The organism is Aeromonas sp. R3-1, assembly GCF_040908345.1.
Taxonomy (GTDB): Bacteria; Pseudomonadota; Gammaproteobacteria; order Enterobacterales; family Aeromonadaceae; genus Aeromonas; species Aeromonas veronii.
On the sequence record NZ_JBFODN010000067.1, the window covers coordinates 1 to 21130 of the forward strand.

Annotated in this window: 18 protein-coding genes; 8 read left to right on the forward strand and 10 right to left on the reverse strand. The window is 57.6% G+C overall.

Annotated features, from left to right (window positions below):
- Positions 1-155: 155 nt before the first annotated feature.
- From minE to minC, 3 genes are read right to left on the reverse strand one after another with little or no spacing between them, the layout of a single operon-like run.
- Positions 156-422: a cell division topological specificity factor MinE gene (minE, locus tag AB5Y85_RS03870; protein ID WP_005336848.1), complete on the reverse strand. Its 267-nt coding sequence runs from the start codon at positions 420-422 to the stop codon at positions 156-158.
- A 2-nt stretch (positions 423-424) separates the two neighbouring features.
- Entirely contained in the window at positions 425-1237 is an 813-nt protein-coding gene (gene minD / locus AB5Y85_RS03875) for a septum site-determining protein MinD (RefSeq protein ID WP_005336847.1), read from the reverse strand.
- An 18-nt stretch (positions 1238-1255) separates the two neighbouring features.
- Entirely contained in the window at positions 1256-1975 is a 720-nt protein-coding gene (minC, locus tag AB5Y85_RS03880) for a septum site-determining protein MinC (RefSeq protein WP_013723728.1), read from the reverse strand.
- 107 nt (positions 1976-2082) lie between these two features.
- Between minC and AB5Y85_RS03885 the strand changes: the two genes are divergently transcribed.
- Entirely contained in the window at positions 2083-2361 is a 279-nt protein-coding gene (locus AB5Y85_RS03885) for a YcgL domain-containing protein (RefSeq protein WP_257688037.1), read from the forward strand.
- 853 nt (positions 2362-3214) lie between these two features.
- Here AB5Y85_RS03885 and AB5Y85_RS03890 read toward each other — a convergent pair.
- The 4 genes from AB5Y85_RS03890 to AB5Y85_RS03905 all read right to left on the reverse strand — a co-directional run bounded on the left by AB5Y85_RS03890 (position 3215) and on the right by AB5Y85_RS03905 (position 6685).
- Positions 3215-4585, reverse strand: a complete 1371-nt coding sequence (locus AB5Y85_RS03890; RefSeq protein ID WP_005336844.1) for an L-serine ammonia-lyase — start codon at positions 4583-4585, stop codon at positions 3215-3217.
- Positions 4586-4670: 85 nt separating this feature from the next.
- The gene (locus tag AB5Y85_RS03895; RefSeq protein WP_368221216.1) at positions 4671-4895 is read right to left on the reverse strand and encodes a hypothetical protein; all 225 of its coding nucleotides are present in this window, start codon (positions 4893-4895) and stop codon (positions 4671-4673) included.
- Positions 4861-6246, reverse strand: coding sequence for an L-serine ammonia-lyase (locus AB5Y85_RS03900; RefSeq protein ID WP_257688036.1), 1386 nt, complete (start codon positions 6244-6246; stop codon positions 4861-4863). Before AB5Y85_RS03900 ends, AB5Y85_RS03895 begins: the two co-directional genes overlap by 35 nt.
- 154 nt (positions 6247-6400) lie before the next feature.
- Positions 6401-6685: a pyrimidine/purine nucleoside phosphorylase gene (locus tag AB5Y85_RS03905; protein WP_005336842.1), complete on the reverse strand. Its 285-nt coding sequence runs from the start codon at positions 6683-6685 to the stop codon at positions 6401-6403.
- Between the two features lie 269 nt (positions 6686-6954).
- Here AB5Y85_RS03905 and AB5Y85_RS03910 point away from each other — a divergent pair, with 269 nt between their 5' ends.
- Positions 6955-8196 (forward strand): dicarboxylate/amino acid:cation symporter, encoded by a 1242-nt coding sequence (locus tag AB5Y85_RS03910; RefSeq protein ID WP_005360943.1) that lies wholly within the window; start codon positions 6955-6957, stop codon positions 8194-8196.
- Between the two features lie 1627 nt (positions 8197-9823).
- On the opposite strand, the gene pfkA is transcribed toward AB5Y85_RS03910, so the two are convergent.
- The 3 genes from pfkA to elyC all read right to left on the reverse strand — a co-directional run bounded on the left by pfkA (position 9824) and on the right by elyC (position 12606).
- Positions 9824-10795 carry a 6-phosphofructokinase gene (gene pfkA, locus AB5Y85_RS03915; protein WP_005336840.1) on the reverse strand — a complete coding sequence of 324 codons (972 nt, stop codon included), beginning with the start codon at positions 10793-10795 and terminating at the stop codon, positions 9824-9826.
- A 149-nt stretch (positions 10796-10944) separates the two neighbouring features.
- Positions 10945-11700 (reverse strand): triose-phosphate isomerase, encoded by a 756-nt coding sequence (tpiA, locus tag AB5Y85_RS03920; protein ID WP_120414341.1) that lies wholly within the window; start codon positions 11698-11700, stop codon positions 10945-10947.
- Positions 11701-11835: 135 nt separating this feature from the next.
- Complete coding sequence (gene elyC / locus AB5Y85_RS03925) at positions 11836-12606, reverse strand: envelope biogenesis factor ElyC (protein ID WP_257688035.1); 771 nt, start codon at positions 12604-12606, stop codon at positions 11836-11838.
- 101 nt (positions 12607-12707) lie between these two features.
- On the opposite strand from elyC, the gene cmoM reads away from it, so the two are divergent.
- From cmoM to AB5Y85_RS03955, 6 genes are all read left to right on the forward strand, one after another.
- Entirely contained in the window at positions 12708-13484 is a 777-nt protein-coding gene (gene cmoM / locus AB5Y85_RS03930; RefSeq protein ID WP_031227571.1) for a tRNA uridine 5-oxyacetic acid(34) methyltransferase CmoM, read from the forward strand.
- A gap of 100 nt (positions 13485-13584) precedes the next feature.
- Positions 13585-14919, forward strand: coding sequence for a chromosome partition protein MukF (mukF, locus tag AB5Y85_RS03935; protein WP_005345760.1), 1335 nt, complete (start codon positions 13585-13587; stop codon positions 14917-14919).
- A complete protein-coding gene (mukE, locus tag AB5Y85_RS03940; RefSeq protein WP_201938151.1) occupies positions 14900-15619 on the forward strand; it encodes a chromosome partition protein MukE in 720 nt (239 codons plus the stop codon). The genes mukF and mukE overlap by 20 nt, the downstream gene beginning before the upstream one ends.
- Before the next feature lie 3 nt (positions 15620-15622).
- The gene (gene mukB, locus AB5Y85_RS03945; RefSeq protein WP_257688034.1) at positions 15623-20050 is read left to right on the forward strand and encodes a chromosome partition protein MukB; all 4428 of its coding nucleotides are present in this window, start codon (positions 15623-15625) and stop codon (positions 20048-20050) included.
- 255 nt (positions 20051-20305) lie between these two features.
- On the forward strand, positions 20306-20692 hold the full coding sequence (locus tag AB5Y85_RS03950; RefSeq protein ID WP_257688032.1) for a septal ring lytic transglycosylase RlpA family protein: 387 nt from the start codon (positions 20306-20308) through the stop codon (positions 20690-20692).
- Positions 20693-20796: 104 nt separating this feature from the next.
- Positions 20797-21130 (forward strand): hypothetical protein (locus AB5Y85_RS03955; protein WP_368221217.1); only part of this gene is annotated, 334 nt, incomplete at its 3' end.

Consider the following 21130-nt stretch of genomic DNA (forward strand, 5'->3'; position numbering starts at 1 on the left):
GAAAGGCTGGGGTATCCATGATGGTAGACCTCAAGGTGATGGCCTACTTCAAGATTAGCCTTTCAACACGTAATTGGGACAGAGCCATAAAAAACCGGATCCAGTGACAGGATCCGGTCTTCATTGGGGGAAGGGGTCACGCATAGGGCGTCAGCTCATCCCTTCTTGTCATCGGCGAAGGTGATGTTGAGCTCCAGTACCGACAGCTCATCACTCTTCTGATCCAGTTGGACGGTTATCTTCTCCGGATCAATGTTGACGTATTTGCGGATCACATCGAGGATGTCCTGCTTGAGCTGGGGCAGGTAATCCGGCCCCCCTCTGGATGAACGCTCGTGAGCAACAATGATCTGCAACCGCTCTTTGGCCAGTTGTGCGGTGTTCTGTTTCTTGTTGGAACGAAAATAATCCAATAATGACATGTTTAACTCCCGAACAGTCGGCTAAAGAAGCCCTTCTTCTCTTCTTCCAGAAAACGAAATTCCTTGGCATCGCCCAGCAGGCGGGACACCGCATCTTCGTAGGCCTGACCGGCATCGGACTCCTTGTCCAGAATGACCGGTTCGCCGGAGTTGGAGGCGCGCAGCACCGCCTGGGACTCCGGGATCACCCCGAGCAGCGGGATGGCCAGGATCTCCTGCACATCCTGCACGCTCAGCATGTCGCCGCGGTTGACGCGGGTCGGGCAGTAGCGGGTCAGCAGCAGGTGCTCCTTGATGGGGTCTTCGCCACGCTCGGCGCGGCGGGACTTGGAGGCCAGGATGCCAAGGATGCGGTCGGAGTCACGCACGGAAGAGACTTCCGGGTTGGTGGTGACGATCGCTTCATCGGCAAAATAGAGTGCCATCAGCGCGCCCGCCTCGATCCCCGCCGGGGAGTCGCAGACGATGTAATCGAACTTCATCTCCGCCAGCTGATCCAGGATCTTCTCGACCCCCTCACGGGTGAGGGCATCTTTGTCCCGGGTCTGGGAGGCGGGCAGGATAAACAGATTTTCCGAGCGTTTGTCCTTGATCAGCGCCTGATTGAGGTTTGCTTCCCCGTTGATGACGTTGACGAAGTCATACACCACGCGCCGCTCGCAGCCCATGATGAGATCCAGGTTTCTCAGACCGATGTCAAAGTCAATGACCACTGTCTTGTGACCACGCTGGGCTAAGCCGGTGCTCAGGGCCGCACTGGTTGTGGTCTTGCCAACGCCACCTTTACCCGATGTAACGACTATGATTCGCGCCATTCTCGCTTCCTTGTAACTCTATTTGATACGGTCTATTCGGAGTTGTTCGTTGTCCAGCCGGACGTGTACCGGTTGCTGGATCAGGCCTGCCGGCAATGCATCGCTCAGCTGGAATGTGCCCGCGATGGAGAGCAGCTCGGCCTGTAATTGCTGGCAATAGATCCGGGCCTGGGTGTTTCCCCGGGCACCGGCAATGGCTCTGCCACGCAGGGTGCCATAAATATGAATGCTGTCGTCGGCGAGCACTTCAGCTCCCGGACTGACGGACCCCAGCACCACCAACGAGGTGCCGGCGGCATAAATCTGCTGGCCGGAACGAACCGGTCCCACATGTACCTTGCTCGGGATCAAGGGGGCGGGTTCGGGCTCGGGAACCACCTCAGGGGCGGCTGGCGCGGGGGCAGGCTCGGGTTCCGGTTCGCTCTTGCGACTCTTGCCCGAGGCCATCACCGCCAGTCCCACCGCCTTGGCGGCTGTCTTCATCTCTTCACTGCGCGCACCCGTGATGCCGACCAGCACAAATTCTTCGGACTCCACCAGCTCCTTGAGCTGTTCGAAATCGGGAATATGTTCCAGTCTGGAAACATTGATCACCAACGGTGCGCAATTAAAAAAGTAGGGTGCCTGGGCCACTTTTTCGGCCAACAACTGACGTATCCGCTCAGGCTCGCCATCGCTGATATGCAACACAGAAATAGTGAAGGTGGTCCCTTTCAATTCGTTATCGCGCTCAACCATGAATCTTCCCCGAGGCAGAGATGCTAATCCGTTATTGTTATTCAATTCCTGATGTTATAGTTTGCCCCCATCAGAGGCAATAAACTCGTCGGATTATATCAATTTCCATGTTGTGTGCAGTCTATAAAAGTCGCAAAAAAGCCGAGACCTACCTTTTTGTTGAAAAAAGAGAGGATTTCTCCCGTGTTCCCGAGCCACTGCTGAGCGCATTCGGGCGTCCCGAGCTGGTGCTGATGACCAAGCTGGATCCGGCCAAGCCCTTGGGGCTGGCTGATGTCGGCAAGGTGATGGCCGCGCTGACCAACCTGGGGTTCTACCTGCAGGTGCCACCGCCTCCCGAGAATTTGCTGGAGCAGCACAAGGCCAGCCTGAAAAAACCATCCTGAATATCCTGCCCCGTTGTGTGTTCTGCCCTGCGGGGCTAATTCTTTGTGACTCTGCATGACGCATTCCGGCCCCGGAGAGGTGGCCTGCGATAATCCCGTGACAGGATCTGGCCAAATTAACTCCCCCCTTTGGTGATATTCACTTTTCGCTGTTTAAATAGAAAGTCAATCTGCTCCCAACACCATATCGTCAACCTTTGCTGGCGCTCACAAAAATAGCGAGTAGCGCGCACTCATATCCTCCATTCCAACGGCTATTGGCCCATTCATCGATTATTTTCAGCCCCTTCTTTGGGCGCTTTTTTGGCCTCCACTGCTCGATGCGTTTTACATCAAATAGGGCGTAAAGAGGGCGGTGATAACTGTTCTAAAACCAGTTTGCGCGATGCGCTGTGGCCAAAATGATGAGCTAATCCCCTGTTTGTGTACTTGATTGTTTGCCCTGATCACGAAAGTGCCACATAGGAGGCAATCAATGTGGCGGCGTGATAATCCGCAGGGTGAGCGGTAACCGCGTCTTGCCAAACAAGGGTATGACCAAAGGGGGATATTGAGATGAGGGACCATCTCGTTATCGATTAGGTGTGAAAGCGTGGCTGGGGCAAGATAGCAGGTAAAGGTTTCATGTCGGGGCATAATGTCTCTCTCAATGCATTGAGAAGAGTTAATCAAGGTATGTAATTAGAGAGGTATGCAGACAAGGCAATCCGCATTGCGGTGGCGTAGCAGGGTATATCAGCGACTTCCTACAGTGAAATGGTCGGTATGCCGGTATAAGTGCCCGGCATCTCATTCGGGCAATAAAAAAGGCGGGATATCCCGCCTTTGTTCAGATGAGGGTCGTAACCCTTATTTATTCGCAGGCAACCTGCATCACCTTGATGGCCAGACCGCCACGGGAGGTTTCACGGTACTTGGAGTCCATGTCCTTGCCGGTGATGTACATGGTCTCGATCACCTTGTCCAGGGAGACGCGTGGCTTGGAGGTACGACGCAGGGCCATACGGGAGGCGTTGACTGCCTTCATGGCGGCGATGGCGTTACGCTCGATGCAAGGCACCTGTACCTGACCGGCAACCGGATCACAGGTCAGACCCAGGTTGTGCTCCATACCGATTTCAGCGGCTTCGCAAACGTGCTCCGGGCTACCGCCCATCAGCTCGGTCAGACCGGCAGCGGCCATGGAGCAGGAGACACCCACTTCACCCTGGCAGCCCACTTCGGCGCCGGAGATGGAGGCGTTCATCTTGTAGAGGATGCCGACGGCACCGGCAGCCAGGTAGAAACGGGTGTACTCGTCGCGGCCAACCGGCTGGATGAACTTGTCGTAGTAAGCCAGTACGGCCGGGATGATACCGGCAGCGCCGTTGGTCGGGGCGGTGACCACTCGGCCACCGGCAGCGTTCTCTTCACTCACGGCCAGAGCGAACATGTTGACCCAGTCAACGATGTTCATCGGGTCGCTCGAGAGGTTCTCGTTGGTGTTGAGCTGACGGTAGAGCGGTGCGGCACGACGGGGTACGCGCAGCGGGCCGGAGAGAACGCCTTCGGTACGGCAGCCGCGCTCGATACCTTCGCGCATGGTGTTCCAGATCTTGCCGAACTTCTTGTAGATCTCTTCCGGAGTGTTGAAGCACTTCTCGTTTTCCATCATCAGGGCAGAGATGGAGAGACCGGTCTGGCTGCAATGGGCAACCAGCTCGGCGGCGCTCTTGAACGGATAGCGTACGGACATGTCGCCGCTGTCAGCCTTGCCGAAGTTCTCTTCGTCAACGATGAAACCACCACCGATGGAGTAGTAGGTCTTGCTGTAAACCACTTCATCTTCAATCAGGGCGGTCAGCTTCATGCCGTTTTCGTGCAGCGGCAGGGCTTCGTCGTGGAATACCATGGCGTCACGCGGGAAGCTGACGGTGTGGCAGTGCAGGCCGATCGGCAGGCGCTCGGTCTGTTCAACACGGGAGATAAACTCGGGGATGGCATCGATATCGACATTTTCCGGCAGGTTGCCAGCCAGGCCCATGATGATGGCAGTGTCGGTATGGTGGCCTTTGCCAGTCCAGGAGAGGGAGCCGTAGACATCGACATTGATCCGGGTTACATCGCGGATCTTGCCGCCCGCGCGCAGCTCGTCAACAAACTGTTTGGCCGCTTTCATCGGGCCAACAGTGTGGGAAGAAGAGGGGCCTACACCGATTTTGAAGATATCAAAAACGCTGATCATGTCACTATTACCTCAGGGTAGAAGGGGGCGGCATGCCCACTCACAGAAATTTGGGAGATCCATGGAACGCGCTTGTCAGCGCAGGTCACAGAACCAGATAACCGTAGTGTAACGGTTCCAGACCTAAAAAAAGTTGAAATGGATCTATTTTTGTTGAATCTGAGGCGCGAGTATAAAATTTATTTTTGTGCTTATCCATTTTGTTAAGCGTTTGCCCATAAAAATACCCGGCGATGCCGGGCATTTCGGAACCAAATGGAGTCATTTGCCGTTTTTTAACATTCGGTAATGTTAACGGCGAGGCCGCCACGGGCCGTCTCCTTGTATTTGGTCTTCATGTCGTTGCCGGTCTCCCACATGGTCTTGATCACCTTGTCGAGCGACACCTTGTGCTCGCCGGTGCCGCGCAGGGCGAGGCGGGCGGCATTGATCGCCTTGACCGCCCCCATGGCGTTGCGCTCGATGCAGGGCACCTGCACCAGTCCGCCGATGGGATCGCAGGTGAGGCCGAGATTGTGCTCCATGCCTATTTCGGCGGCGTTCTCCACCATGGCCGGACTACCCCCCAGCAGTTCGGTCAGCGCGCCAGCCGCCATGGAGCAGGCAACCCCAACTTCACCCTGACAGCCCACTTCGGCCCCGGAGAGGGAGGCGTTCTTCTTATATAAGATGCCGATGGCAGCTGCGGTGAGGAAGTAGCGGATCAGCGTCTCGTCATCCACCTTGTGCACGAAGCGATCGTAGTAGTGCAGCACGGCGGGGATGATGCCCGCAGCGCCATTGGTGGGGGCGGTCACCACCCGGCCACCGGCGGCGTTCTCCTCGTTGACCGCCAGCGCAAAGAGATCGACCCACTCCATCACCATCAGCGGATCCTTGTTGAAGTTGGTCTCGCAGCTTAGCTGGCGGAACAGCCCCGGGGCGCGGCGCCGAACCTTGAGGCCGCCCGGCAGCACCCCTTCGCTTTTGCAGCCTCGCTCGACGCAGCCCTGCATCGCCTGCCAGATCTTGCGCAGCCCCGCTTTTATCTGCTCATCGCTGCGAAATATCCGCTCATTGGCGAGGATAAGCCCCGAGATGGAGAGGCCGCTCTCCTGACAGTGGGCCAGCAGTTGGGCACCGCTGTCGAACGGGTAGGGGACAGGGTGTTCGGCATCAGACTTGGCAGCCTCTTCCTTGACGGTGGCAAAGTGGCTCTCTTCAATGATGAAGCCGCCCCCGATGGAGTAGTAGGTCTGGTTGAAGCGCAGGTTTTCCTCTTTATCAAAGGCCCGCAGAGTCATGCCATTGGTGTGGGCCGGCAGGGTTTTGCGACGGTTGAAGATGATGGCACCGGTGCGGGGAAAATGGCTTGGTTGCTCGCCTGCCAGCTGCAGGTTCTGCTCCTTTTCCACTCGAGCCAGAATGGCGGGAATCGCATCGATATCGACCGACTCCGGTTCAAAGCCCGATAACCCCAGAATGATTGCCTTGCCGGTACCGTGCCCTTTGCCGGTCTGGCCCAGCGAGCCGTAACACTCCACTTCGACCCGTGTGATCTGCGGCAGATGGCCTTGCAGCTTGAGCTGCTGGACGAAGGCGTAAGAGGCACGCATGGGGCCGACAGTATGGGAAGAGGAGGGGCCAATTCCGATGGAAAACAGGTCAAACACGCTGATCATGACATCAATCCGGTGATGGTTTATGTCTGTTTATTCTAGGATTTTTGCCGTGGATGGAAAGCGGGGATGTGCGGTGCTGTGACATGGACACAGATAATAGGGCTGGGGGTTGCCCAAGAAGGTTGAAGGGGCTGATCCCCTTCAACCGGCCTGATCAGTCGAGAAATTCGCACAGATAAGCTGTGGGGGTTTTCACTTCCAGTTTGAAGGAGGAGTGACCGGCCACCAGGAAGGATTCACCCTGGCTGTAGGTGTGCCACTCATCTTCATCAGCCAGCTGGATGGTGAGGGCGCCCTTGATCACTGTCATCCGTTCGGGGGCGGCAGTGTTGAACAGGTAGTCACCGGCGTTCATCACCCCGACGGTTGATTTCTCGCCTTTTTGTTCGAAACCGATGGATTTTACATTTCCGTCGAAATACTCGTTAACTTTCAGCATCTTTACATCCCTGTGTGTACGTTTGTGCAGCCAAACTAGCACAATCTTTTGCCAGTTGTCATGGGGGATGAGGTAAAAATAGCCGAGACCGCTTTGAATCTTCACTTTTTCGCAAACTTATTAATAGCCAAGGTTAATGATTTGCTGATTTAAAACAGCAATTAAATGTGAGATAACACGCGCAAACAGGGGAATGGGCAGCCGCTCATTCCCCTGTTTGGTTAATTGCACTGGGAAAGTGTGAATTTTGCTACATAAAGGAACATATTGTGTTAACTAAAGGACTCATTAAAAACATCGGCTTCCAGGTTGTGGTCGCCATGGTACTGGGCGCAGTGGTCGGCGCGTTCATGGGTGAACAAGCCACCGTGTTTGCACCGCTCGGTACCCTGTTTATCCAGCTGATCAAGATGCTGGTGATCCCGCTGGTGGCGGTAGCCATCCTCTCCGGCGCCGCCAATCTGGGCGCCAGCCCGGCGGCGGGCAAGATCGGTGCAGCGACGCTGGCCTTCTTTCTCGTGACCTCCGCGTTGGCCGTGTTGCTGGCACTGGTGATGGGGCAGATCTTCAAACCGGGTGTCGGGGTAGATTTCGCTTCCGTTGCCTCTATGTTTGGTGGTGACTATGCCGATAAAGGGGCGTTGCCTGATGCAGTCGCCACCTTGCTTGGCATGATCCCCACTAACGTCTTCAACTCCCTCAACGAAGCGAACATCCTGCAGATCCTGGTGTTCTGCATGTTCCTCGGCATTGCGCTGGCCAAACAGCCGCGCGAGCGGGCCAAGCCACTGGTCGATGGGCTCAATACCCTGGTGGATGCCTTCGTCTGGATGATCAACAAGGTGATGATCATCGCGCCGCTCGGGGTGTTCGGTCTGATGGCTGAGGCCATCGGTACCTATGGCTTCGATGTGCTGACCCTGGTACTCAAGCTGTTCGTGGTCTATGTGGCTGCCATCCTCATCTTCGGCTTTGTGGTCTATCCGCTGCTGGTGATGATGTTCTCCAACACGCCGGTAATGAAGTACCTCTCTGCCATGAAGAAGCCGCAGATCGTGGCCTTCTCCACCGCCTCTTCCATGGCGACCCTGCCGGTCAATATGGAGACCTGCGAGCATGATCTGAAAGTGACCAACGCGACCGCCTCCTTCGTGTTGCCGCTGGGTGCCACCATCAACATGAGCGGCAACGCCATCTATTACGGTCTGGTCGCCATCTTCTTCGCGCAGGTTTACAACATCGATCTGAGCGTCGGCGCCTGGGCGGCCATCATTGTGACCTCCACTCTGGGGGCGATCGGTCAGGCCGGTGTGCCGGGCCCAAGCTTCCTGGTGGTTGCCGTGCTGTTGGCGGCCGGGATCCCCATTGAAGGGTTGCCGCTGCTGTTCGCGCTGGATCGTCTGTTCGACATGATCCGCACCTCCCTCAATATCACCGGCGATGCGGCCTGTGCTGTCATTGTTGACCGCTTTAGCCCGGAATATGACCCAGAGCGTTGGAACAAGGCATAACTGCTTTGAGCTGGACTGAGATATAACAGCCCTGAGCTGACACTGCGTAACGCGAGCCCCTGCCATGATGGCGGGGGCTTTTTTATATCTGCCGGACAAGTATCAGAGTAAAGGTGTGCACAAGAGATTGCTGACGGATTTAGCTGTGTTGAATGGAGAGTACAGGAGGGGAAAACATCAGTTGTGGGCATGGGCCGTGTGGCTTCAACCGGCCTGTTGTAGATGACGGGGGAGGGGATTGTCAAACGGCGGGTAACAAAAAGGGGAGCCTTGCTCCCCTCGGATATGATCTGCTGCTGGTTCTACTCCATCAGGCCATATGGTTAAACCATCCTGGTTACACCCTTGTGGCGAAAGAAACAGCGTCAACGTGATGAAATCATATCTATGTTGACCATCTCGGCATTATTGCTGAAAAGCGCCAGTTGGTGGCGATTAAACAGACATGACAAAGAGGGTCGGTCCGGATTGATGCCTCTCTATCCGGCTCAGAACTGTGACAGTGAGGGCAGAGAGACAGCAACCAGGGTGAAAAACACCGTGAAAACGGCAGTAACGACAAACTCTTTCATTTTTCTCTCCCTAAGTTGTTGGTTGATGTAGTCAAGATACCATAACAAGGGGGTAAAACAAGGTGTGAGTTGATAAAATAGCTGTTTTATGTGTGTGGTTGGTTGAGATGGTTATTTTTGTCACATTGAGCTGATTTTATCACCTGCTCTGGCATGTCAGGCATTCAATATTCTGTTTTTATGATTATTTCATTTAAATTCAATTAGTTGGTAGGTTGCTGGCTGGCTTTGTGATGGGTTTTGTATGGGGCTTTAATGGCATTCAATAAGTTTTCCTCCTCGTAATAGTGTCATTAAGGTCATGAAAAGTGTGCGGGGCAATGATTTGACGACTCCTGACGTAGATAGTCCATCCAATAGAAGTCTATGGAGAGAGTCTGGTTGCCAACCCTTGTCACACCATCACTTTATCAGTCCGGAGTCTCCGCATTTTTACAGCAATACACTGGGTTCATAGGGAGGAGAGCCGTGCATCGGGGGGATACAGAGTAGCAGCTGGCTGTTTTATCACCGCCAATTTCCCCGTTGGCCTCGGAATAGACATGGCCGCAGCAAGAGTGAGGTGCGCAATAGGCCAGAGGCGTATTCTCTGGCTGGGCTGGGCTGGGCTGGGCTGGGCTGGGCTGGGCTGGGCTGGGCGCGAGTAGCGATTTGCGTGTGCATCTGCGTGAGTCATGTGAGTGCAATACGAGCGCAGCGCCGGAGCATGGTTGGGGAAGATATCTGAATCCCTTCTGCAAGATTGAGATATAAAAAGCGGCGTATGACTAGGAGGCTGAACAAGCTGGTTTCAGGGGCGACAGGGCGCAGTTCAACGCAAGCCTGTTCGCAGTGATAAAACATCCACGACGATACCGGAACTCTGTGCGTAGGCTGATGCCGGTTGGTGTGAGGAGGGGAAGGTTAGTAATCTGTCCTATGGCGCAAGGGTTGGGATCAGGCAACCCATATGGTGAGGGGCACACAGCGTGCCGATGCACCCGTTTTTGTAAGATATAAAAAAACCCTCCGATGGAGGGTTTTTGTCATCAACAGCCGGTAAAAAGCCGCGTGGCTTAGAACAGGGTGGTGGAGAGGTTGTACAGCTCCTGATCGAACGGACGCTTCATGTTCTCGATGCAGTCGATGATGTCGTGGTGTACCAGCTCGTTGCGCTGAATGCCGACGCAGCGACCACCGTGACCAGCCAGCAGCTGCTCAACGGCGTAGGCACCCATACGGCTGGACATGATGCGGTCACGAGCAGTCGGGGCACCGCCACGCTGGATATGACCCAGGATGGTGGCGCGGGTTTCACGACCGGTCAGGGCTTCGATGTCCTTGGCCAGCGCGTTCACGTCGGTAACGTGCTCGCAGATGGTGATGATGGCGTGCTTCTTGCCTTTGGCTTCGCCTTCCTTGATCTGCTTGAGCAGCTTCTCTTTGTCAAAAGCCACTTCCGGCACGATCACATATTCGGCACCACCGGCAACGGCGGCGGACATGGCCAGATCGCCACAGTGGCGACCCATGATCTCGACCACTGAGATACGGTGGTGGGAGCTGCAGGTGTCACGCAGACGGTCGATGGCGTCAACAACCACGTTCAGAGCGGTATCAAAGCCGATGGTGAAGTCGGTACCGGCGATGTCGTTGTCGATGGTGCCCGGCAGGCCGATGCAGGGGAAACCCTCTTCGGTCAGCTTCTTGGCACCCATGTAGGAGCCGTCACCACCGATGACGACCAGCGCATCGATACCGTGCTTTTTCAGGTTCTCGATCGCTTCGGCACGCACTGCGGGGTCTTTGAAGGCAGGGAAACGGGCAGAACCCAGGAAAGTACCACCACGGTTCACCACGTCGGAGACGCTGTGACGCTCCAGCTTAACGATGCGATCCTGGTGCAGACCGAGGTAGCCATCATAAATACCGTAAACTTCCAGGCCATGATGCAAACCGGCGCGAACCACGGCGCGAATGGCTGCGTTCATACCCGGTGCGTCGCCACCACTGGTCAAAACACCAATACGTTTGATTTGTTTGGTCATGAGTGCCTCTGGATCTGAGTTGTCAAATACGAATGTTTAAATAGACAAGCCACTTTTACTATATCGGCTTTCATATGGGATGCGGGGGCCACCATAGGAAAAGCGATACAAGAGAGGGGACGAGCCCCTCTCTATGCCGTAATCAGCGATTACTTGGCAGCGCCAGCGATGATCTGGGAGAAGTCGTCCACTTTCAGGGACGCACCACCGACCAGGCCACCGTCGATGTCCGGCTGACCGAACAGGTCGGCTGCAGTGGCGCCAGTGACGGAACCGCCGTACAGGATCTGTACTTTGGCAGCAACGGCGGCATCAAAACCGGCCAGGTACTGACGGATGTGAGCGTGAACGGACTGAGCGATTTCCGGAGTGGCAGTCTTGCCAGTACCGATGGCCCATACCGGCTCGTAAGCGATAACGGCGTTGTTGAAGGAGGCGATACCGCAACGGTCGATAACGGCTTTCAGCTGGGTCTCAACCACGTTCTTGGTCACGCCGGCTTCGAACTGCTCCAGAGTTTCACCGATGCACAGAACCGGGATCAGGCCGCCTTTCTGGATCGCTTCGTACTTGGCAGCAACCACGTCGTCACTCTCTGCGTGCAGGGTACGACGCTCGCTGTGGCCGACCAGAGAGTAGGTGCAACCAAAGGCTTTCAGCATGGAGGGGGCGTTCTCGCCGGTGAAGGCACCAGACTCGTGAACGTCAGCGTTCTGGGCACCGTAGGCAATCTTGCTGCCAGCGGTCAGTTGCTCAACCAGACCCAAAAAGATAACCGGCGGGCAGACGGCGACTTGCACAGAAGGATGAGCGGCAGCAGCCGGGGTCAGTCCTTTGATCAGAGCTTCTACAGAAGCCTTGGTGCCGTTCAGTTTCCAGTTACCCATTACCAGGTGCTGTCTCATCTTGTATATCTCCTAGGCATTTGATTGCGCGACATTATATGAATTGAACCGAGCCCAAGATAGCTGACCCGGCGGCAAATGACGTAATTTTTTTTCGCTTTCCTGATCCAAATCAGGAATGAAACGCTTGATCGCTCATTCGTTAACCTGCCCCCGCAAGCGAGCCCACCATACCCCAATCCATTCGTGGATGGCAGCTTCGGAATACATCAAATAACGCCCTTTGGGTAAATAACTGTAGAGGGGCTGGGGTACCTGGCTCTGCTTGGCGGTGTAATCGGTGGGGGCCGGTACGGCCTTGAGTCCCTGACCCTGATAGAGGGCCATGGCGCGCGGCAAATGAGTGGCTGAACTGACCAGTGCCACCTCTTTTCCCTTGAGGTGGCGGCTGATACTGACCGCTTCATCATGAGTGTCTTTGTTGTTTTCAAACAACGTCATCCGCGAACGGGATATGCCGAGGCTCTCGGCCATCCGGGCATTGACCTCGGCATTGGAGAGGGGATCCCCCGATACATAGCCGGAGAAAACCAGTTCGGCGTCGGGATAGGCCTGGGCAAGGCGAATCCCTTCGAGAGTGCGGGCCAGGGCAATATTGTTTTGCCAGGAGCGCTCGGGCACCGCCGGGTCGCTGACATGACCGTTGCCGAGCACCACGATGGCCTCGATGTTGGGATGCTGGCTCACCTCGAATGGCGGGTAGGTCTGCTCCAGCCCGCGGGCCAGTTCATAGCTCACCGGCCGCATCCCCATCAGCGCCACAATGAGCAGCGAGAGAGTGGCCAGCAGCTTGCCGGTTTTCTGAAAACGGGTGAACCAGAGCAGCAGCAGGGCGACCAGCAGCAGGGAGAGGGAGAAGGGGAGCGGCATCAACAGCTGACCCAGCCACTTTTTGAGCACAAACACGACAGACACTTCCTTGAGTTTTCAGCAAATTCGGGATGTGACAGAATACCTCTCTTTTTTGGGATGGCCACAACCCTGTGGCGCTAATGTTGAGTTTCTCCTTGAAGCACGATCAGAGTTTTGACGGGCGCGCCGACAAGTTCGCCCGCAACATTTACGACTCCACCAAGGGGCGCATCCGCACCACCATTGTCTGGAGCGACATCGAAGCCTGCCTGGCCCGCCTTGGCAACCGTCCGCTGCGCATCCTCGATGCGGGGGGCGGTTTTGGCTATTTCGCCCAGAAGCTGGCGGCCATGGGCCATCAGGTGGAGCTGTGCGATCTGTCAGCAGAAATGCTGGAACTGGCCCGCAGCCAGATCGCCGAGAAGGGGCTGGAAGACAAAATCCGTCTCATCCATTGCCCCATTCAGGATCTGAAGCAACACGTGACCGGGACCTTTGATCTGGTGCTCTGCCATGCGGTGCTGGAGTGGCTCGCCGAGCCGCGCCAGACCTTGCTGGGTCTGTTCCCTTTCGTCAATGCCGGGGGCATACTGTCGCTGCTTTTCTACAACCGTCATGGTTTGCTGTTCCAGAGCCTGGTGGTGGGCAATTTTGACTATGTGCGCCTTGGCCTTCGTAAGAAGCGCCAGACAGCGCTTACGCCCACCAACCCCCAGTTGCCGGAGCAGGTCTATGACTGGATTGGTCGCGGGGGGCTGCGTATCATCGGCAAGACCGGGGTGCGGGTGATCCACGACTATATGCGTCACAAGCAGGATCAGGTGGAGAAGTTCGACGATCTGCTGGCCATGGAGCAGCAATATTGCCGTCAGGAGCCTTTTGTCGCCCTCGGTCGCTATATCCATGTGATGGCCCAGAAGCCGGCCAGCTGATTGCTCTCTGTTCACGTTGATGTGAACCATGTTTTCGATGCTACCGGATGTAGCCGCGCGCACGATTTTGCGCCCAATACAACAACGAGATGACAACATCATGATGAGTACATCCCGTACCCTGCCAGAGCGTTCTTTGCCGGAGCTAGTAGGGTGGGTCAGGCAGGAGGGGTTGGCGTTGAGCCTGCCAACCGACCGGCTGGCCTTTCTGATTGCAATCAAGACCCTGTCCGAAGATGAGTCGGACCTGTCGGAAGCGGCGCTGCACGATGCCTTTGGCTATGTCAGCAGCGCCTTCGGCCAGATGGACGAGACCCTCACCGGCCGCGCTAACAACGCCATCAACGATCTCATTCGCCAGCAGCTGTTGTCGCGCTTCAACACCGACATGGTGGCGGGGGAGAGCCTCTACCGCCTGTCGCGCCTGGGTGTGAGCATCGTCGACTTCTTTATGGATCAGCGTCAGGTTGACTCCATCAAGCTCTCCATTCTGCTCGAACACCTGGCTGCCGAGCTCGACACCGCCCGCAAGGCGGCGCTTGAGACCAACACCCGCGAGCAGTGGGATGCCGAGGTGCTGCCGCGCCTCACCTTCTCGCTGGAAGAGACCTTGGGGCGCATCGATCTCACCCAGCGCGCCATGGATGAGCAGCAGAATCAGGTCAAAAGCGAAATCGCGGCCCTGCTGACCCAGAACTGGGTCGATGCCATTCACAGCTGCGAAAAGCTGCTGCACGAGACCGGCCAGACCCTGCGCGAGCTGCAAGATACTTTGGACGCTGCCGGCCACCGCCTGCAGGCGGGGCTGCTCAACATTCAGGAAGCGGCGCAGGGGCGCGATGATCTGTTCCACGTCGAGGAGCTGACTCACGCCTTGCAGGGGCGGCTGGATGTGATCACCAGCTGGGGTCAGCAGTGCATCGAGCTCTGGTCCCGCTACGACAGACACGTCCACAAATTTATCCGCAACGCCATCGACATGGACAAGAACCGCGCCTTCAGCCAGCGGCTGCGCGAGTCCATCCGCAATTTCGAGCAGCACAACTGGCAGCTGCGGGTGGCCGAAGAGCCCCGTCTGCTGGAGCTGCGCGACGAAACCATCGCCATCCACGACGAGGAGGTGACCGGCGAGGTGCCCCTCGAGATGGAGTACGTAGAGATGGTAGATATCAACCAGGAGCTGGCCGAGCGCATCGAGCGCTATCTGGCCCGCTACCCCGAGCAGGGCCAGCAGCTGGACTTGGCCGATGTGCTGCGGGAATACCTGCTGGATTACCCGGCTCATGCCCACTTCGATGTGGCGCGTCTTCTGATCGACCAGGCCGTGCGCCTGGGCCATGCCAGCGGCGAGCGCGAACTGCATCGCCAACCCGCATGGAAACCCATTAACCAAGCTGGATCCAAGGTTCAGGCCTATGTCATTGATCAATACTGAGTTTCCCTTGCCGCTGCGCCTTGCAGAGGCGATTGCCAACCCCTTGTTTCCACGCATCGACACCGCCTTGCGCTCCGGTCGTCACATCAGTGCCGACGAGTTCGAGCAGCACTCGGCACTGGTCGAATATCACAGCGAGCTGGAGATCTTCTACGGCCGCTATCAGGTGGAGCTGATCAAGGCGCCGGAAGGCTTCTTCTATCTGCGTCCGCGCCCGAGCTCCGACATCGGCACCACTGTGCTCTCCGAGCTCGATATGCTGGTGGGCAAGGTGCTCTGCTACCTCTACCTGAGCCCGGAACGTCTGGCTTCGGAAGGGGTATTCGCCATGGCCGAGCTGCAAGAAGAGGTGCTGAGCCTCGCCGACGAGAAGCAGCTGCTGCGGATGGTCAACAGCCGCTCCGGCGGTACCGATCTCGACAAGAAGAAGTTGCTCGAAAAGATCCGTACCTCCATGCGCCGTCTGCGCCGCCTTGGCATGATCACCGCCCTTGGTAACGGAGATAAATTCCGGGTCAACGAATCGGTGTTCCGTTTCGCCGCCGACGTGCGTTCCGATGAAGATCCGCGCGCCGTTCAGCTGCGGATGATCCAGGAGGGTGAAGCCATCTTCCACGACGACGAAATGCCGAGCAGCGACTCGCTCTTTGATGACATCGAGGCGGATCTCGATGAAGAACAACTGGATCTGGAGGTATAACCGGTGCGAGGCAAGTTCAAATCCCTGACCATGGTCAACTGGAACGGCTTCTTTGCCCGGACCTTCGATCTCGACCAGCTGGTCACTACCCTTTCCGGCGGCAACGGCGCGGGCAAGTCCACCACCATGGCGGCCTTTATCGCGGCACTCATCCCCGACCAGTCACTGCTCCATTTCCGCAATACCACGGAAGCGGGATCGAGCAGCGCCTCCCGTGACAAGGGGCTCTACGGCAAGCTGCAGCGCGGCCACTGCTATTCCCTGCTGGAAGTGATGAACAGCCGCGAACAGCGGATCTGGGTCGGCGTGCACCTCGAGCAGGTGGCCAACCGCGACAACAAGGTCAACATCACTCCGTTTGCGCTGGTGGATGTGCCGGAGAATCTGGCACCGACCGATCTGCTGCTGGAGAAGCTTGATGGCGGCAAGGGGCGGGTACGCGCCTTTACCGACCTGAAAGGGGCGGCCGCCGAGCTGGGTGCGCTGAAAGTCGCCAAGTTCAATACGGTGACCGACTATCACAACTTCATGTTCGAGTTCGGCATCACCCCGAAGAAGCTGCGTGACCAGAAGGATCGCGGCAAGTTCTATCGCCTGATCGAAGCTTCCCTCTACGGCGGTATCTCCTCGTCCATCAGCCGTTCCCTGCGTGAATACCTGCTGCCGGAGAACTCCGGGGTGCGCAAGGCGTTTGCAGACATGGAGGCGGCCATCTATGAAAACCGCCGCACGCTGGAAGCGATCAAGGAGACGCAAGGTCAGCGGGATCTGTTCAAGAACCTGATCACCGAGACCACCCACTATGTGGCAGCGGACTATGTGCGCAATGCCGCCGAGAAGAGCCGCCTCTCCGAGCTGGCCCTCAAGGCGCGTCAGGAGCTGGCCGACAAGCGCCGCATTCTGGCCGAAGAGAAACAGCGCGCTATCTATCTGGCCGATGAAGTGGAGCAGCTCACCAACCGCGAAAAATTGCTGACCGACGAGCTGGAGTCTGCCTCCGAGCATCTGGCCAAGGTGATGGCGGCTGTCAGCTTGCAGAAGAAGATCGAGATGTACCGCGCCGATCTGGCGGATCTCTCTGACAAACTCGAGCAGCAGCAAGCGGTGGTGGAGGAGATCCACGGCCAGCTGCTGGAAGTGGAAGAGCGCAAGGAGTTGGCGCAGGCAGAAGTCGACAGCCTCAAGACCCAGCTGGCCGATTATCAGCAGGCGCTCGATATTCAGCAGACCCGCGCAATCCAGTACCGTCAGGCGGTGCAGGCCCTCGATGCTGCCCGCGAGCAGTGCGAGCTGCCGGGGCTGACCGCCGAGCAGGCGAGCGACACCCTGCACCAGTTCCGCGCAGCCGAGCAGAGTCTCACCAGCCGGGTGCTGGGGGCCGAGCAGCAATTGGCGCTGGCCAAGGCGGCGGTAGCCGAGCATGAAGCGGCGCTGGCGCTGCTGCTCAGCATCGCTCCGGAGACAGTACGTGAGGCCGCCTGGCCCACCGCGCAGGCGCTGCTCAAGCGTCACATCGAAGACAAGGCTCGCATTGCCCAGGGGCAGGGTCTGCGCGCCGCGCTGGCTCGCCTCGAGAAAGAGAGCGAAAGCCAGAAGAGTCTCTTCAAGTTGCGTGACGAGCTGCAGCAGGCCTCTGGCCAGCTGATTGCCAGCAGCGATGAGCTGGAGATCTTCCTCGAAGCCCAACGCACTCGTCAGGAGGAGCTCTCCGAGCAGCAGGCGGAGGTGAACCAGCGCCGCGCCAGCCTCGAGCATCAGGGTACCCAGCTAGGCCGCGATATTGCGGAGCTGACCAAGTTGGCGCCGCGCTGGCTGAAATCGTTCGAGAAGCTCGAGCAGCTGCGCGAGCAGAGCGGTTTGCCGCTCGCCACCGCCGAAGAGCTTTCGGCCGGTATGCAGATTGTGCTCGACAAGGAGCGCGAGTTCGAGCAGGAGAGCAACCGCATCGCTGCCCAGAAACAGGCGCTGGAGCTGCAAATTCGCAACCTGCAGCTGGGAGCCGGCGAGGCGGATCCCCGTCTTGCCCGCATTGCCGAGCAGGTGGGGGGCGTGCTGCTCTCCGACGTCTATGACGACATCTCCATCGACGATGCTCCTTACTACTCCGCGCTCTACGGCCCGGCTCGCAGCGCTTTGGTGGTGCTCGACCTTGAGGGTGCCATCGAGCGGCTGAAAAAGCTGGAAGATTGCCCGGAAGATATCTACCTGATTCAGGGCAACCCCGACTCCTTTGACGAGGATTTGGTGGAAGCGGACGAGCTGGGGGACGCCGTGCTGGTGCGTACCAGCAAGCGTCAGGTGCGCTTCTCCCGCTACCCCGAGCTGCCGCTGTTTGGTCGCGCCGCCCGGGAAAAGCGGATCGAGCAGCTCGATCTTGAGCGCGAAGGGCTAATAGAGGGCTACGCCAAGGCTGCGTTTGAGCAGCAGAAGTATCACCGTCTCTACGGTCACTTCCGCGACTTTATCGGTCAGCATCTGGATATCGCCTTCCGCCCCGACCCCGAAGCCGAAGTGCAGGCCAAACAGGCCGAACTGCGCGCGCTGCAAGGTGCCATCGGTGAGTGCGACAAGCAGCTGAGTGATGCCAAAGCGGCGGCCGCCCAGCTGACCCGCCATATCCAGCTGGTGCAGGGCATGCTGCCCTTTGCCCACCTGTTTGCCGAGACTGATCTGGCGGCCCGCCTCGAGGCGGCTCATGCCGACGTTGAGGCCCTGAAACAGGCCGAAGCCTTTATCGCCAAACACGGCAAGGCGCTGGAGAAACTGGAAACCATAGTGCAGGTGCTGCGTCAGGATCCGCAGGATCTTGCGGCGCTGCAGGCGGCTTACGATGAGGTGAGCGACCTGCTGGCCGAGCAGAAGCGCCGTTGCTATGCCCTCGATCAGCTGGTGGCCCGTCTGCCGCACTTTGCCTATCAGGATGCACAAGACCTGCTGGGCAAGGCCTCCGAGATGAGCGAGCGACTCAAAGAGAAGCTGAAAGCGGCCGAGCTGGCAGCCCGCACCGCTGGCGAGCAGCACAAGCAGATTGCCCTGCGCCACACCGAGGCGTTGCAACTGCGCACTGCGCTTAACTCCAGCGTCGAGGCCAAGCGCCAGACCCTGACCGAGTTCGAGCAGGAGCTGGCGGCCATGGGCCTGACCCTCTCTGACGATATGGAAGAGAAGGCGCGTGCCCACAAGAAAGAGATCGAAGAGCTGCTGATCCGCACCCGTTCCCGTCGCACCAGCGCCGAGGCCCAGCTGCAGGTCACCAAGCGGGAGATCGAATCCCTTGGCGGCCGTCTCAAGCTCGAAGGCAAGGATTACTACGGCGCCCGTAAATCCCTGGTGGGTCACAAGGCAAGCTGGTCGCGGGTGGTGCGTCTGGCGCGGGAGACCGACGTCGAGAAGCGCCTCAACAAGCGCGAACTGGCTTATCTCGACAGCGACGAGCTGCGCTCCATGTCGGACAAGGCCCTCGGCGCCCTGCGGGTGGCGGTGGCCCATGACGAGGCCCTGCGCGATGCGCTGCGTCTCTCCGAGGGCAACAGCAGCACCGAGCAGAAGGTCGCCTTCTACGTGCAGGTCTACCGTTACCTCAAAGATCGCATCCGCAACGACATCATCCGCTCCGATGATCCGGTCGAAGCGATCGAGGAGATGGAGATCGAGCTGGCCCGTCTGGCCGATGAGCTCAAGCAGCGGGAAACCCATCTGTCGCTCTCCTCCCACGAGGTGGCGGCCAAGATCACCAACATCATCCGCCGCGAGCAGAACCGTATCCGGGTGCTCAACCAGGGCTTGCAGAACATCGCCTTCGGTCTGGTGCGCGGGGTGCGCCTCAACGTCAATATCCGCGAGGCCCATACCCGTCTGCTGACGGCGCTGGCCGATCAAACTGCCATGCACAACGATCTGTTCGCCGACAAGGAGCTCAGCTTCTCCGAGGCGATGGCCAAGCTGTTCCAGCGCCTTAACCCGCAAGTAGAGCAGGGCGATCGCAGCTATCAGGTGATGGGCGACGTGCTGCTCGACTATCGCAACTATCTGGAGCTGGAGATCGAGGTGCAGCGCGGCGCCGATGGCTGGCTGCGGGCCGAGAGCGGCGCGCTCTCCACCGGCGAGGCGATCGGTACCGGTCAGGCCATCCTGCTGATGGTGCTGATCAGCTGGGAGGAGGAGTCCCGCCGTCTGCGCGGCAAGGATATCGCCCCGTGCCGTCTGTTGTTCCTCGACGAAGCGGCCCGTCTGGATGGCAAATCCATCGCTACCCTGTTCGAGCTGTGCGAGCGGCAGGATATGCAGCTGCTTATCGCGGCGCCCGAGAACATCAGTCCCGAGAAGGGCACCACCTACAAGCTCATCCGCAAGGTGCAGGGCAAGCACGAGCATGTGCATGTGGTGGGTCTGCGCGGCTTCGGCTTCGCCGACGACAAGCTGATTGCCTGAGAAGTCTCTGGCCCATCCCGTCACGGGATGACCGGTAACTAGTTGAAAGGGAGGCATTTGCCTCCCTTTTTACATGGAAGATATGGCAAAGTAGCCGCACCGTCGCTGCTGCCTGACAACAAGGCGAGTAACATGGCGAGTGCCTTGGAGCTATGGCAAGGTGAGAGGTTGCTTGCAAACATGCCGCGAGCATCACGGACTGCATCGAAGAGTAAAAATAACGCAGAGCGAAAAGAAGAGAGGAGAGGGGGAAAGGTGCAACATATCCAGAAAGGGCTGCTGTTATCTCTTTGCCTGCTGCTGGTGGCCTGTAGCAGCCGTTATGACGAGAGTCACGGCGGTAGCTGGCGCGGCTATAGCGAGACCGGTTACGCCAGCTATTATGCCGACCGTTATCATGGCAAAAAGACCGCCAGCGGCGAGTTATATCGTAACAACCTCAATAGCGCCGCCCATATGGAATTGCCCTTTGGCGCCATGGTGCGGGTCACCAACCTCGCCAATGGCAAGAGTGTAGTGGTCAAGGTCAATGACCGCGGCGCCTTTAAAAACGGGCGTATTATCGATCTCTCCAAATCTGCCTTTAGCACCATCGGCAATATTCGCGACGGGATTATCAAAGTAAAGGTTGAGGTGCTGTGACCACTTACGATGTCGCAGAGTTTGGTGGAATATGATGGGCTCTGCAGATCGTAATGTCCTTGCAGCAGATGGCGGCTTTAAACATACACAGGGATGAATAAAGCATGACTATGGACATTTTCGCGTTTCGCAAACAATGGCGCATGACGAAGGCACGTATTCAAGCCACCTGGTTCTGGCGTGTGTTCGGCGTCCGTGCCATGCAGAAATGGTGGACCAAGTTTCTGGTGGCGGTAGCCATCATGGCTGGCTTCTGGAGCCTTTTTTCATACGTTCAATCACTTAACCCCGCCTTACCGCTGGAACAGTTGACGAAAAATGAAGGGGTGCTTGTGCATAATGTCAGTCAGTTAAGCCTGACTGGCATTGTTTTTATTGGCTTTTTTCACCGCATACTTTTGTGGTCTTGCCTTCACACTGCGGGGATAACTCCGCTCC

Excerpts from the sequence above, each read along its gene's own strand:
- AB5Y85_RS03885 (WP_257688037.1), top strand. The coding sequence starts at position 2,083 with ATGTTGTGTGCAGTCTATAAAAGTCGCAAAAAAGCCGAGACCTACCTT.
- minE (WP_005336848.1), bottom strand. The coding sequence starts at position 422 with ATGTCATTATTGGATTATTTTCGTTCCAACAAGAAACAGAACACCGCA.
- pfkA (WP_005336840.1), bottom strand. The coding sequence starts at position 10,795 with ATGACCAAACAAATCAAACGTATTGGTGTTTTGACCAGTGGTGGCGAC.
- AB5Y85_RS03905 (WP_005336842.1), bottom strand. The coding sequence starts at position 6,685 with ATGCTGAAAGTTAACGAGTATTTCGACGGAAATGTAAAATCCATCGGT.
- minD (WP_005336847.1), bottom strand. The coding sequence starts at position 1,237 with ATGGCGCGAATCATAGTCGTTACATCGGGTAAAGGTGGCGTTGGCAAG.
- AB5Y85_RS03900 (WP_257688036.1), bottom strand. The coding sequence starts at position 6,246 with ATGATCAGCGTGTTTGACCTGTTTTCCATCGGAATTGGCCCCTCCTCT.
- mukE (WP_201938151.1), top strand. The coding sequence starts at position 14,900 with ATGTCATTGATCAATACTGAGTTTCCCTTGCCGCTGCGCCTTGCAGAG.
- tpiA (WP_120414341.1), bottom strand. The coding sequence starts at position 11,700 with ATGAGACAGCACCTGGTAATGGGTAACTGGAAACTGAACGGCACCAAG.
- AB5Y85_RS03890 (WP_005336844.1), bottom strand. The coding sequence starts at position 4,585 with ATGATCAGCGTTTTTGATATCTTCAAAATCGGTGTAGGCCCCTCTTCT.
- minC (WP_013723728.1), bottom strand. The coding sequence starts at position 1,975 with ATGGTTGAGCGCGATAACGAATTGAAAGGGACCACCTTCACTATTTCT.
- mukF (WP_005345760.1), top strand. The coding sequence starts at position 13,585 with ATGATGAGTACATCCCGTACCCTGCCAGAGCGTTCTTTGCCGGAGCTA.